This window comes from Providencia sp. PROV210, assembly GCF_028479445.1.
GTDB classification, from domain to species: Bacteria; Pseudomonadota; Gammaproteobacteria; order Enterobacterales; family Enterobacteriaceae; genus Providencia; species Providencia rustigianii.
In genome coordinates, this window is the sequence record NZ_JAMPNQ010000009.1 from 108,801 (window position 1) to 122,529 (window position 13,729).

The following is a 13,729-nucleotide window of genomic DNA, read 5'->3' on the forward strand; positions in this document are numbered from 1 at the left end:
GGGCTGTGATTATTAATGTGCAATATCAGGTTTTTAGTAACCTATCGCGCTATCTGCTCTATTTGGTGTCTTCTTGCTTGGGTTTCTCAGGCAAAAAGCCTTCAAATATGACTAATGCTGCGCCAATACAAATCGCCATATCCGCTAGATTGAAAGTCGGCCAATGCCAGTCGCCGACATAAAAATCAATATAATCGACAACAAAGCCATGGACGAGTCGGTCAAATAAATTACCGATTGCTCCCCCGATAATCAATGCATAAGCAATGTTGCTGAGGCGTTTTTTAACACTTTGACGATACATCATCACCATTAAGATGATAGAAATCGCAATCGCAATTCCAGCAAAGAACCAACGTTGCCAGCCGCCTTTATCCGCCAGAAAACTAAATGCGGCTCCAAAGTTTTGAGCATACATAATGTTAAAAAACGGAATCACTGGATGTGCTTCATACAGAACCAGGTCTTTTAAGACTAAATGCTTAATCCCTAAATCTGCGATGATAATCACAACCGTTAGCCACAGCCAACGCAAACCCGTAGAACAAATAGGTGTTTTCATTAAGCAAACTTACGCAATTCACCGTTACCGGCTACGTTAGTCACACAGCGACCACAAATATCTGGTTGTTCAGCCACTGCACCAATATCACTAGCATAGTGCCAGCAACGAGGGCATTTTTCACCCGCTGCTTTATTAAAGGTAATTTTCAGACCTTTCAGTTCGCTCTGCTGTGCATCTGCTGGAGCCGTTGCAATATCAGCAACATTCGCTTGAGATGTTAGCAATGCGAAACGCAGTTCATCACCTAAACTATTCAGCTTCGCTGCCAGTTCTGGATCTGCGTATAAGGTCACAGAGGCTTCCAGAGAACCACCAATGTGTTTATCTGTACGCGCTTGTTCCAGAACCTTGTTCACTTCGTCACGAACCGCTAATAAGTCAGCCCAGAAGTTATCATTCATCGCTTCAGAAGCATCTAAACCAAATAAAGCGTCGTACCATTCTTCAGTGAGAACAAACTGTGAACGCTTACCTGGCAATTCTCTCCAGATTTCATCCGATGTGAAGGACAGAACTGGCGCGATCCAACGAACTAACGCTTCCACGATATGGAACAGTGCCGTCTGGCAGCTACGACGAGCTAAGCCATCACTTTTCGCAGTGTACTGACGGTCTTTGATAATATCGAGGTAGAATGAGCCCATTTCGATCGAACAGAAATGCATTAAACGTTGGATAACGCCTAAGAAATCATACTCATCATACGCTTTTGTAATCTCTTTTTGAGCCTCAAGCGCACGACCTACCGCCCAACGATCTAACACCACCATATCTTCTGGTTTCACCATATCAGTTTCTGGATTGAAACCATTTAAGTTTGCCAGTAAGAAACGTGCGGTGTTACGAATACGGCGGTAAGAATCTGCTGCACGTTTTAAGATTTCATCAGAAACGGCGATTTCGCCAGTATAATCTGTTGATGCAACCCAAAGACGTAAGATATCCGCACCCAGTTTGTTCATGACTTCTTGTGGGCTCACTGTGTTGCCTAAAGACTTAGACATCTTACGGCCTTGGCCATCTACAGTGAAACCATGAGTCAATACTTGGCGATAAGGCGCTTTACCTTTCATCGCGGTAGACAGCATCAATGAAGACATGAACCAGCCGCGATGCTGGTCTGAACCTTCCAGATACATATCTGCGGAATTCCCGTGGAATTCTGGACGCGCATCAACCACAGCAAAGTGGGTCGATCCTGAATCGAACCATACGTCTAACGTATCTGGAACTTTGCGATAGCTTTCCGCATCTGCGCCTAACAACTCAGCAGCGTCAAGATCCCACCATGCTTGAATACCATCGACTTCAACACGCTTAGCAACCTCTTCCATTAACTCTAAGGTACGTGGGTGCAGTTCTTCGGTGTCTTTGTGTACGAATAACGACATTGGGGTACCCCAAGTACGTTGACGAGAAATACACCAATCCGGGCGGTTTTCAACCATTGATTCAATACGGGCGCGCCCCCAACCAGGGATCCACTGAACGATATCAATTTCTTTCAGAGATTGTTTACGCAGACCGTTTTTATCCATGCCGATAAACCATTGTGGTGTCGCACGGAAAATAACGGGCGTCTTGTGGCGCCAGCAACATGGATAGCTGTGAGAAATAGCTTTTTTGTACATCAGTAAGCCTTTCTCATTTAAAATATCCAGCACCACATCGTTGGCTTTAAAAATAAATAAGCCATCTAATGTTGGGTAGGTATTGGGTAAGAAACAACCATCTGGACCCACTGGGTTTGCGGTTTCTAAACCATATTTTTGACCGACCACATAGTCTTCAGGGCCATGACCCGGTGCAGTATGAACCGCACCAGTACCCGCATCTAACGTCACGTGGTCACCTAAAATTGCAGGTACATCAAAGCCCATAAATGGATGTTCGAAGCGCAATAATTCTAATGCGCGGCCTTCACATTCACCCAATACAGCCCATGACTCAATACCGACCGTTTTCATCACATCTTCAACAAGGTCAGTTGCCAGAATGACTAAATCACCATTGGCATCGACCAGAGAGTATTTGAATTCTGGATTCAACGAAATCGCACGGTTTGCTGGCAAGGTCCAAGGCGTTGTCGTCCAGATCACTAAAGATGGGACTTTATCACTAGCAACACCAAATTTTTCGCATACCGCTTTGCTATCTACCGCAGGGAAGCGAACATAGATAGATGGCGACGTTTTGTCGTAATACTCAACTTCAGCTTCTGCCAGTGAAGAACCACATGCGGTACACCAGTGAACAGGTTTTGCTCCTTTCACTAAGTGGCCGTTGGCGATAGTTTTTGCTAATGCGCGGATGATGTTCGCTTCGGTTTTAAAATCCATGGTCAGGTAAGGTTTATCCCACTCACCTAACACACCTAAACGGATAAAATCAGCTTTTTGCCCTTCGATTTGCTCTTTAGCATATTCACGGCATTTCGCACGAAATTCAGCGGCGGAAACTTTTTCCCCTGGTTTACCCACGATTTGTTCAACTTTGTGTTCAATAGGTAAGCCATGGCAATCCCAACCAGGGATGTATGGGGAATCAAAGCCCGCCAGCCCTTTGGATTTAATAATAATATCTTTGAGAATTTTGTTTACTGAGTGACCAATATGAATACTGCCGTTCGCATACGGAGGACCGTCGTGCAGAATAAACGTCTTCTTGCCCGATTTTGCTTTACGGATTGCCTGATACAAACCTTCTTTGTACCAGCGCTCTAACATCTGTGGTTCGCGTTTAGCGAGATCGCCACGCATTGGGAACCCTGTTTCTGGTAGATTCAGGGTATTTTTATAGTCACTCATCGATTCTCAGTTCCAATTTTCCGCTAAATTATCTGATTCCAATTGCTGCGAGGTATTCCCTTGCGGCAACTACATCATTAGCAATTTGCTCCTTCAGCGCGTCTAGGGAAGCAAACCGCTGTTCATCACGTAATTTTTTACGTAACACTACGTCAATATGACGCCCATATAGATCCATGTTGGCATCAATAAGATGGACTTCTAACTGGGTACCTTTTCCAGATACCGTTGGGCGTGTGCCAATATTTGCCACACCCGGTAGAGGCTTATCGCCTAAACCATGAACTTCTACAGCATACACGCCAGTCACTGGTGTGACTAAACGTTTTAACGGTAGGTTTGCTGTCGGAAAACCTATCGTGCGACCAAGTTGATTACCATGAACAACACGACCGCTAATGCAGTACGTGTGACCTAATAAATTTTCGGCTAATACGAGGTTATTTTCTTGGATCGCTTTGCGAATTGCCGTACTGCTAATGCGTATACCTGAATCACAGAAGCTTTCAGTATCTGCAACCTCAAAGCCGAGCCTTTCACCTGCTTGCTGCAAAAAGGTGAAATCTCCCATGCGATTTTTTCCGAATCTAAAATCATCACCAATCGCAAGGTATTTAACCCCAAGTTTGTCGACCAGTAAGTCAGACACGAAAGCTTCAGGCGTTAGTGAAGCAAAATGCTGGTTAAACTCGACACACAATAGGTAATCCACCCCGCTATCAGCAAGGTATTTTACTTTATCTCTCAGGCGAGTTAATCGAGCAGGCGCCTTATCCCCTGTAAAAAACTCAAGAGGTTGTGGCTCGAAAATCATCACAACAGTAGGTAGTCCTAACTGCTTGCCTTTGAGCTTCAAATTTTGAAGTAACACTTGGTGTCCGCGATGAACACCATCAAAATTACCAATAGTCAGCACGCAACCATGATGGTACGAGCGGATATTCTGTATACCGCGAATTAGCTCCATAACAGGCTCAATACCGAGGAAATTGCAGGATTATACCTTGTACGACGCATAAGGTTAACCTAAGTTCGTAAAAGCTTTCATTAAACCCTATTTTTTTGATTTCTACACTATTTAATCAAATGATTTTACACTGTTCAGCCAGCATTCGCACGAGGCGGGCTCACTAATCACATCTGAGTAGAGTGGGATATCAAAAAGTTGGGATAACCAGTGGGTTATCAATACAACAAATTTCCGCTGAGGTCTCTAAAAATATTCAATTTTTATCGTTTTATCCTCAGCGATTTTACTTGAAACCATGCGCAGTACAAAAAACAGGCAAAATATGGGTAAATTCGAGCTTGTTGACCTATTGATATCCCTAAAAAAATTTATTCACCAAAAATGATTTGCATTATCTGCCATCAATTATGCTTTTTTTCATGCTAAGATCTGTATTCTTCTAATATTTACTGATAGAATCTTGCACCATTCACAACGCATGTTGACATCGAAGTACACGATGTTTATTTGCACAAATCCATTGACAAATGAAGGGCGACAGGGCATATTCCTCGACCTTTGAATTGTCCTCATAGAATACATTTGGGAGTTGGACCTTGGCTAATATCAAATCAGCTAAGAAACGTGCCGTTCAGTCAGAGAAACGTCGCCAGCACAATGCTAGCCGTCGCTCTATGGTACGTACTTTTATCAAGAAAGTTTACCTTGCTATCGCTGCTGGCGATAAAGAAGCTGCACAGAAAGCATTCAATGACATGCAACCGCTTGTTGATCGCCATGCTAGTAAAGGCTTGATCCACAAAAACAAAGCAGCACGTCATAAAGCTAACTTAGTTGCTCAAATCAAAGCAATGTAATTTCGCTTCTTGATTACTAAAAAAACCGGCTTAGGCCGGTTTTTTTGTCTGCTAGACTTTTTGTTCGAGACTATCAAAAGGTGTTGAGAACAAATCAGAGAAGTCTTTATTACAGACTCGTTGTACCGCCGGATGTTGGATCATTCTTTCGGCAAAAATCACATAATACTCTTCTTTTACGCTGTCTAACCGCCCTATTTCCTCAACTTCATTGTCTGCAAAAATATCTAATGCGTATAAAGATGGTGCAACAAATATTGCATTGTGATACATCCCAAATGCTTTCATTAGCGCCGCATCATCAAATTCGCCAAGTACTTCAACTTGTAAGTTTTGATTACGTATCCACGTTAGCAGGTGACGACCTAGCATAGAACGGCGCCCCGGAATTAATAGTCGACGCTCTTCAAGGCATTCTGGGAAAGGTTTCTTCGGCACAGGCTGACGACAGAAAAAGCTTACGCTACACTCCCCTAATTTAACCGAGAACAGCCCTTCTTGCTGTGAAGAGTCCACTGGGCAGTCAGATAAAATCATATCCAATTTATGTTGGCTAAGCTGCTCCAGTAGGAGTTCATGGGTCGATTCAAAACAGCGCAAATGAATTTGCTCATGCTCCACAACTGCCGTTTCTAATACTCGACTCACCAAACGTTTCGATAATGCATCAGCAACGCCCACATCAAACAATAGGTTAGATTCCCGACTATAGTTAACGATATCGAGCATCTCTTGGCTGAGCATAAACATTTTATCCGCATAACGGAAAATCAATTGCCCTAGTTCTGAAGGTACTAAACCACGCCCTTGGCGTTTAAACAATTTACCGCCCAAACGCTCTTCAAGGGCTTTTATCTGCCCTGTGATAGTTTGTGGAGTCAGATAAAGTGCTTCTGCTGCCCCAACGACAGAACCTTCTTTACAGACATGCCAAAAATAGTAAAGATGGTTAAAATTTAGATGTGAAACCCGCATATCGATTCCTTTTGTATCGCCAATAATTGTCGTAGTACATACTGACCATACGATTTACCTGTTCCCATCATTCAGGAGTTATAAAGTTAAAATACCCGCAGTAAAGTACTTATACCACGGGTATATCATAGATGATTGACTCGGAAATTCTTACTAATAATTACGCTTTAGATGTTAATTCATCATCTGATTGAGTCACCTTTGGTTTTGGCAAGACAATCCTTAACATCACATAGCCTAACAATGCCGCAGTGGTAGAACCAATTAAAATTCCCAGTCTAGAGTATGTACTATACACCTCATCTAACCCTTCAAAGGCTAGACCAGTGATAAATATAGACATGGTAAAACCGATCCCACAAAGTACAGATACTGCGAATACTTGCTTCAAGTTAATCGACTCCGGTAATTTCGCCAATCCTACTTTTACCGAAATCCAACTAAATAAGAAAATACCGATCGGTTTGCCGAAAATTAACCCAGCAGCAACGCCTAAAGGTAATGGACTCATTAATCCATCAAAAGTCACTCCATTCAGTTGAACACCTGAATTGGCAAATGCGAATATCGGTAAAATTAAATAAACCACCCAAGGGTGAAGCATGTGCTCCAGTTCTTCTGAAGGTTTAGTACCATTCGTTCCACGCAATGGAATTAAGAAACCGACGATCACACCCGCTAACGTAGCATGTACACCTGACTTCAAGATACATACCCATAAGATAAGCCCAATGACAAGATAAGCCGCCGTATTTTCCACTCGACGCCAGTTCATCAAAATCAGGATCGCCACACATAATGCCGCCAGCCCCAACGCAATCATGGAGACCGAATTTGTATAAAAGAACGCTATAATTACGATAACACCTAGGTCATCAATAATCGCTAACGCCAGTAGAAACACTTTTAATTGAGTTGGTACTCTTTTACCTAATAGCGCCATCACACCCAGTGCAAATGCAATATCCGTTGCAGCTGGAATTGCCCAACCTTGACGAGTTACGTCATCTGCACCATTAAATGCAAGATAAACTAACGCCGGGGCCAACATTCCGCCTAAAGCTGCAATAGCTGGAAATATCGCTTGGTCACGCCCCGCGAGGGATCCTTCCAATAATTCACGCTTTACTTCAAGACCAACAACTAAGAAAAAAACAGCCATAAGGAAATCATTAATCCATAAAATTAATGGCTTATCTAATTCTAGTGAAGATATTTTAATTGCTACCGGAATATCTAAAAATTGCTGGTAAGCCCCTTGTAATGGCGAGTTAGCCATTATCAATGCGACTATGGCAGCAATAATCAGGAGTAGCCCTCCTGCTGCTTCTAATTTTAAAAATTTACGAATAATTGCTGTCATATGTATAACCTCAAAAAATGTTTTTGAATGTTAATAGTATGCTAATCATTAATTCGTAAAAAATCGTTTATTTATGCATTAATGATCGTTTTTTCCGAATCATTAGTATTTAAGATCACAACAAATGATAATAAATCGTTAATTTCACTATAGACAATTATTCTAAAAACAAACAATAAATTTACTTAGTAAAGCGCTTTAAAAATTCAATTTTTTTAGGGACTAATAAGACGGTATCAATTTTTGAACAGTAAAAATAATCGTTTATTTTTGTTTTCGAAGCGCTTCGCAAAAATAGAATCAAAGTTCAATATCGAAGAGCTTAAGCTTCACAAAAAAATCGAATTAATGAATACTGAATGGATTGTTAGGCCATCGGCTCCCTGTTTATATTATGTCCTTATCTATTCTGATTTCTGTGCTGCTCGCCGCTTTTTGCCATGCAAGCTGGAATGCTCTCGTTAAATTTGGTAATGACCGCTTTTTTGGCTTGGTGATGATTGCCGTTTTTTCCGGCATACTCACTATCCCTGCACTCTTTTGGTTTGGATTGCCAGCCCCAGAAGCAGTTCCATGGCTTGTTCTATCCGTTCTTTTTCATCTCGGTTATATCTACTTTTTAAGTCAAGCTTATAACCATGGAGACCTCAGCCAGATATATCCCATATCTAGGGGGTCAGCACCTTTAATTACTGCGCTATTGAGTGTTGTTCTCTTTCATGAAGTTCTACCCATTTTAAGTTTTGTAGGAATTCTATTGATTATTTCCGGCGTGGTGGCTATTGCCTTTGCTGGTAGAAAATTTTCCTTAAATATTAAAGGGAAAGCCCTTATTTTTGCTTTATGTACCGCATTTTTCACCGCCTGCTATACCCTATCGGATGGATATGGAGCAAGAGCCAGCCAAGATCCTGTCACCTATACTTTGTGGTTATTTTTACTTAATGGACTCATTCTTGCTGTTCCCGGTGCCATTAAATACCGCAGTTCATTATTAGATGGGTTTCAGCAATACTGGCGTTCCGGGTTATTAGGTGGGTTAATGCAGCTAATCAGCTATGGAATCGCTATTTGGGCGATGAGCCAAGCCCCCATCGTCTTGGTTGCTGCAATTCGGGAAACCAGTGTGTTATTTGCTATGTTTCTTTCTATTGTGTTTCTCAAAGAGAAATTTAATTTAATGCGAGTCTTCGCTTGTATTGTTATTTTACTTGGCGTTTTACTCGCTAAATTAGCCAGTTAATATCATCACTGGAAAATCAATTTTCTTGTTAGAATCATTTATCGTCGTTCGAGAAATTTAGCGTTTATTGTCATTTAATTATGAGGTGAGAATGTCCCTTTTAAGATCCTTAATTGCCATGTCTATTGTGGCAACGCCTTTGTCAGCATTTTCCGCACCTACAATTACGCCAACACCCGCAGATTTAATGATTGTTGATGGCACCGTGCTCACCATGGACAAAGATAATCAAGTCATTGAACAAGGTACGGTCGTTATTAATAAAAATAAGATTGTTGCCGTTGGTGGCCCTGAGTTAGTCAGCCAATATACCGCTAAAAAACAATTAAATGTGGCTGGAGATATAGTCATGCCAGGGCTAATCAATACCCATACCCACGCCTCGATGACCGTTTTTAGATCATTAGCCGATGATGTTCCTGACCGTTTACATCGATATATATTTCCATTAGAAAGCAAAATGGTTTCCCGAGATATGGTTCGAATTGGGGCTAATTTAGCTAACGTCGAAATGGTAAAAGGGGGCGTAACGACCTACGTGGATATGTATTATTTTGAAGATGAAGTTGCCAAAACCGTCGATAAAATTGGCTTACGTGCCATTCTTGGTGAGTCAGTGATTAAATTCCCAGTTGCTGATGCTAAAAATGCAGATGAAGGTATCAATTATGCCGTCAATTTTATTCAGCAATATAAAGATCACCCTCGGATCACCCCCGCTTTTGCACCACATGCGCCGTATACTAATACCACTGAGCACTTACAAAAAATTGCGAAATTATCCCAAGAGCTTAATGTTCCTGTCATGATCCACTTAGCCGAAACCGATAGAGAGCAAGAAGAAATAGCAAAGCGCACTGGAGGAAAAAGCCCAGTTCAATATATGGCGGATATCGGTGCCTTGAACAATAAAGTCATTGCAGCTCATGCCATTATGGTGGATGAAAAAGATCTCGATTTATTAAAACAGTATGATGTTGGAGTCGCTCATAATATCAGTGCAAACACCAAGTCAGCCAAAGGAGTTTCCCCTGTCACACGTATGTTAGAAAAAGGGATTCGCGTAGGCTTAGGCACCGATGGGCCTATGTCGAGTAATACCTTAACTACCATGAATGAACTTAATCTTGTTGGGAAAATTCACAAGCTCGAAAATAAAGATAGATCGGCTATGCCACCGATTACCGTTGTTGAACTGGCAACTAAAGGATCAGCTAAAGCTATTCATATGGAAGATAAATTAGGTTCGCTCGAAGTCGGTAAATTAGCCGACATTATTGTTGTCGATACTAAATCCCCAAATATGGTACCGATGTACAGCCCATATGCAGCTCTCGTGTATGGTGCTAATGGCTCTAATGTTCGCCATACCATTGTAGATGGAAATATTTTAATGGAAGAACGTAACGTTCTTACCGTGGATGAAAAAGCCATTATCAAAGATGCTCAGCAGTTTGCTGATAACGTTCGCCAAACTGTCATTGCAAGTGGCGAAAGTGTGAAATAAAAAAATGGCTGATCCCGTTTTTCGCAGGATCAGCCATTATCTGTACTTAATGATAAACCAATTATTTACTGGTTAAGTCATCAAAGAATTTTTTTACGCCATCTAAAAAGCGTTTTGAGCGGGGGCTGTTTTTCTCGCCCCCCGTACCGCCTAATGATTCGCCAAACTCTTTGAGTAACTCTTTCTGTTTCTCATTCAGTTTAACTGGTGTTTCAACGACAATGTGGCACATCAAGTCACCTTGCATACCACCACGCACTGATTTCACACCCTTACCTTTCATACGGAAGGTCTTGCCTGTTTGAGTTTCGGCAGGGATTTTCAGCTTCACGCGGCCATCAAGAGTTGGCACTTCAATTTCACCGCCCAGTGCCGCTACTGCGAAGTTAATTGGAACTTCACAGTGCAAGTTATTACCATCACGTTCAAAAATATCGTGAGGCAATACATGCATCTGAACAAATAAATCTCCCGCAGGTGCTCCATTTGCGCCAGCTTCACCCTCACCAGATAAGCGAACGCGGTCACCGGTATCAACTCCCGCAGGGATTTTAACAGACAAGGTTTTGTATTTTTCAACACGCCCTTGACCATGGCATTTGTTGCACGGATCTTTGATAACTTTTCCACGACCGTGACAAGTTGGGCAAGGTTGCTGTACCGAGAAGAAACCTTGGCGCATATGAACTTGTCCCATACCGTGACAAGTTGAACACGTATCAGCGCTAGTTCCCGGTTTTGCACCACTACCATGGCATACATCACAACTTTCTAATGTTGGGATACGGATCTCTTTGGTCACTCCACGGACTGCTTCTTCAAGAGTCAGTTCCATGTTGTATTGTAGATCTGAACCACGGCTTTGGCGTTGTTGTCTGCGACCGCCTCCAAAAATATCACCGAAGATGTCACCAAAAATATCACTATTGAAGTCGCCGCCGCCGAAACCGCCACCGCCGCCACCCATGCCGCCTTGCTCAAATGCCGCATGCCCATATTGGTCATAAGCCGCACGTTTTTGCTCGTCGGATAGAATTTCGTAAGCTTCTTTTATCTCTTTAAATTTAGCTTCAGATTCATCTTTATTATCCTGATTACGGTCAGGGTGATGTTTCATTGCTAAGCGCTTATACGCTCGCTTAATATCTTTATCTGTCGCATTTCTTTCGAGGCCTAAAACCTCATAAAAGTCTCTTTTAGCCATTTATTTTTCCCTTAACATGCAGACACGGGCGCAGAGTTCCCTCAACGCCCGTGTCCGGTATCAGTAACCATTATTTTCGATAGTCACTGCGCCCGCTAAGGGCCTTATTTTTTGTCTTTATCGTTAACTTCTTCGAATTCAGCGTCGACGACATCGTCATCTTTTTTAGCATCTGCACCCGCTGCGCCGCCCGCTTGAGCTTGCTGCTGTGCAATTTCTAAAAGTTTAGCTGATGCAGTTACCAGCGCTTGGATTTTCGCTTCGATATCTGCTTTATCTTCACCTTTAGTCGCGACTTCTAGTTCAGAAGTTGCTTTTTCGATGTTCGCTTTATCTTCAGCTGGTAATTTATCGCCCGCTTCTTCGATTTGTTTACGAGTACCGTGAATCAGTTGGTCTGCTTGGTTACGAGTCTGTACTAACTCTTCAAATTTACGGTCTGCTTCAGCATTCGCTTCTGCATCACGAACCATTTTCGCAATTTCTTCTTCGTTCAGACCAGAAGATGCCTTGATGGTGATGTTCTGCTCACGACCACTATTTTTGTCTTTTGCAGAAACGTGCAAGATACCATCAGCATCGATATCGAATGTGACTTCGATTTGAGGCATACCGCGTGGAGCTGCTTGAATGCCATCTAAGTTAAACTGACCCAACGATTTGTTATCTGCCGCACGTTTACGTTCACCTTGCAACACATGAATAGTTACTGCTGCTTGGTTATCTTCTGCGGTTGAGAACACTTGGCTATGTTTTGTTGGGATGGTGGTGTTTTTCGAAATTAACGAAGTCATCACGCCACCCATGGTTTCGATACCTAAAGACAGTGGAGTTACGTCAAGTAACAGAACGTCTTTAACATCACCCGCTAAAACACCACCTTGTACAGCCGCACCAATCGCTACCGCTTCATCAGGGTTAACATCTTTACGTGGTTCTTTGCCGAAGAAATCAGCAACCGCTTTTTGTACCATTGGCATACGAGTCTGACCACCAACTAAGATAACGTCGTTGATGTCGCCTACGCTTAAGCCAGCGTCCTGCAGAGCAACTTTAACTGGCTCCATAGAACGTTTAACTAAATCTTCTACCAGTGACTCCAGTTTTGCTCGGGTCACTTTGATATTCATGTGTTTTGGACCTGACGCATCTGCAGTGATGTATGGCAGGTTAACGTCTGTTTGTTGAGCAGAAGACAGCTCAATTTTTGCTTTTTCAGCAGCTTCTTTCAGACGTTGCATTGCCAGTGGATCATTGCGCAGATCAAAACCTTGTTCTTTCTTAAACTCTTCAACTAAATAGTTGATTAAACGAGTATCAAAGTCTTCACCACCTAAGTGAGTATCACCGTTGGTTGCCAGAACTTCATACGTTTTTTCGCCATCAACTTCATCGATTTCGATGATTGATAAGTCAAATGTACCACCACCTAAGTCGTAAACCGCGATAGTACGGTTGCCAACTTCTCTATCTAAACCATAAGCCAGTGCAGCAGCAGTTGGTTCGTTGATGATACGTTTTACTTCTAAACCTGCGATACGACCCGCATCTTTTGTTGCTTGACGCTGAGCATCGTTAAAATAAGCAGGAACAGTAATTACTGCTTCAGTAACTGGTTCGCCCAGATAGTCTTCCGCGGTTTTCTTCATTTTTTTCAGAACTTCAGCTGAAACTTGTGGCGGAGCCATTTTTTGCCCTTTCACATCTAACCATGCATCGCCATTATCTGCTGCGATGATTTTATATGGCATGATAGACACGTCACGCTGAACTTCTTCATCTTGGAAACGACGACCAATTAAACGTTTGATCGCAAATAATGTATTTTCTGGGTTAGTCACAGCCTGACGTTTTGCTGGCTGACCAACTAAAATTTCACCATCCTGTGTATAAGCGATGATGGAAGGAGTAGTTCTATCGCCTTCGCTGTTCTCAAGAACACGCGCAGTAGTACCATCCATAATTGCAACGCATGAGTTAGTTGTACCTAAGTCGATACCAATAATTTTACCCATATCAAACGCCTCCAAAGGAATTCTTTTTAATTAATTTCGATATCAATCTATATAAGGCTCAATATTTCATTTTCAAGGGAGTTTTTACTTCAACCTTGATTTTTTTTGTAACCTTAATTTTTTTGCAACTCACAATAATTCGGATTGATAACTGTTGATGACATAAAGATGGGGTCACAAATTCATTCATCAAGGGGGGGATTAAAAAATTTTTACATTTAAT

10 protein-coding genes are annotated in these 13,729 nt (G+C 42.1%); 3 read left to right on the forward strand and 7 right to left on the reverse strand.

Annotated features, from left to right (window positions below; all coding sequences use genetic code 11):
- Positions 1 to 58: 58 nt before the first annotated feature.
- From lspA to ribF, 3 genes are read right to left on the reverse strand one after another with little or no spacing between them, the layout of a single operon-like run.
- The gene (lspA, locus tag PR761_RS08080; RefSeq protein WP_006815838.1) at positions 59 to 562 is read right to left on the reverse strand and encodes a signal peptidase II; all 504 of its coding nucleotides are present in this window, start codon (positions 560 to 562) and stop codon (positions 59 to 61) included.
- Positions 562 to 3,372: an isoleucine--tRNA ligase gene (gene ileS / locus PR761_RS08085; protein ID WP_154611214.1), complete on the reverse strand. Its 2,811-nt coding sequence runs from the start codon at positions 3,370 to 3,372 to the stop codon at positions 562 to 564. Before ileS ends, lspA begins: the two co-directional genes overlap by 1 nt.
- A gap of 28 nt (positions 3,373 to 3,400) precedes the next feature.
- Positions 3,401 to 4,339, reverse strand: a complete 939-nt coding sequence (gene ribF, locus PR761_RS08090; RefSeq protein ID WP_006815840.1) for a bifunctional riboflavin kinase/FAD synthetase — start codon at positions 4,337 to 4,339, stop codon at positions 3,401 to 3,403.
- Between the two features lie 599 nt (positions 4,340 to 4,938).
- On the opposite strand from ribF, the gene rpsT reads away from it, so the two are divergent.
- Positions 4,939 to 5,199, forward strand: coding sequence for a 30S ribosomal protein S20 (gene rpsT, locus PR761_RS08095; protein WP_036950300.1), 261 nt, complete (start codon positions 4,939 to 4,941; stop codon positions 5,197 to 5,199).
- A gap of 51 nt (positions 5,200 to 5,250) precedes the next feature.
- Here the strand turns inward: rpsT and nhaR are convergent, their stop codons facing one another.
- Positions 5,251 to 6,174: a transcriptional activator NhaR gene (gene nhaR, locus PR761_RS08100; protein ID WP_006815843.1), complete on the reverse strand. Its 924-nt coding sequence runs from the start codon at positions 6,172 to 6,174 to the stop codon at positions 5,251 to 5,253.
- A 160-nt stretch (positions 6,175 to 6,334) separates the two neighbouring features.
- Complete coding sequence (gene nhaA / locus PR761_RS08105; RefSeq protein WP_006815844.1) at positions 6,335 to 7,537, reverse strand: Na+/H+ antiporter NhaA; 1,203 nt, start codon at positions 7,535 to 7,537, stop codon at positions 6,335 to 6,337.
- 394 nt (positions 7,538 to 7,931) lie between these two features.
- Here nhaA and PR761_RS08110 point away from each other — a divergent pair, with 394 nt between their 5' ends.
- Together PR761_RS08110 and PR761_RS08115 are read left to right on the forward strand one after the other, a co-directional pair.
- On the forward strand, positions 7,932 to 8,780 hold the full coding sequence (locus PR761_RS08110; protein WP_112836167.1) for an EamA family transporter: 849 nt from the start codon (positions 7,932 to 7,934) through the stop codon (positions 8,778 to 8,780).
- A gap of 118 nt (positions 8,781 to 8,898) precedes the next feature.
- On the forward strand, positions 8,899 to 10,287 hold the full coding sequence (locus PR761_RS08115; protein WP_377093681.1) for an amidohydrolase: 1,389 nt from the start codon (positions 8,899 to 8,901) through the stop codon (positions 10,285 to 10,287).
- Between the two features lie 61 nt (positions 10,288 to 10,348).
- Here PR761_RS08115 and dnaJ read toward each other — a convergent pair whose 3' ends face one another.
- Together dnaJ and dnaK are read right to left on the reverse strand one after the other, a co-directional pair.
- On the reverse strand, positions 10,349 to 11,491 hold the full coding sequence (gene dnaJ, locus PR761_RS08120) for a molecular chaperone DnaJ (RefSeq protein ID WP_006815848.1): 1,143 nt from the start codon (positions 11,489 to 11,491) through the stop codon (positions 10,349 to 10,351).
- A gap of 104 nt (positions 11,492 to 11,595) precedes the next feature.
- Positions 11,596 to 13,506 (reverse strand): molecular chaperone DnaK, encoded by a 1,911-nt coding sequence (gene dnaK, locus PR761_RS08125; RefSeq protein ID WP_006815849.1) that lies wholly within the window; start codon positions 13,504 to 13,506, stop codon positions 11,596 to 11,598.
- Positions 13,507 to 13,729: the final 223 nt, after the last annotated feature.

Coding starts and splice junctions, on each gene's coding strand:
- lspA (WP_006815838.1), bottom strand. CDS start 562: ATGAAAACACCTATTTGTTCTACGGGTTTGCGTTGGCTGTGGCTAACG.
- ileS (WP_154611214.1), bottom strand. CDS start 3,372: ATGAGTGACTATAAAAATACCCTGAATCTACCAGAAACAGGGTTCCCA.
- ribF (WP_006815840.1), bottom strand. CDS start 4,339: ATGGAGCTAATTCGCGGTATACAGAATATCCGCTCGTACCATCATGGT.
- nhaR (WP_006815843.1), bottom strand. CDS start 6,174: ATGCGGGTTTCACATCTAAATTTTAACCATCTTTACTATTTTTGGCAT.
- nhaA (WP_006815844.1), bottom strand. CDS start 7,537: ATGACAGCAATTATTCGTAAATTTTTAAAATTAGAAGCAGCAGGAGGG.
- PR761_RS08110 (WP_112836167.1), top strand. CDS start 7,932: ATGTCCTTATCTATTCTGATTTCTGTGCTGCTCGCCGCTTTTTGCCAT.
- PR761_RS08115 (WP_377093681.1), top strand. CDS start 8,899: ATGTCTATTGTGGCAACGCCTTTGTCAGCATTTTCCGCACCTACAATT.
- dnaJ (WP_006815848.1), bottom strand. CDS start 11,491: ATGGCTAAAAGAGACTTTTATGAGGTTTTAGGCCTCGAAAGAAATGCG.
- dnaK (WP_006815849.1), bottom strand. CDS start 13,506: ATGGGTAAAATTATTGGTATCGACTTAGGTACAACTAACTCATGCGTT.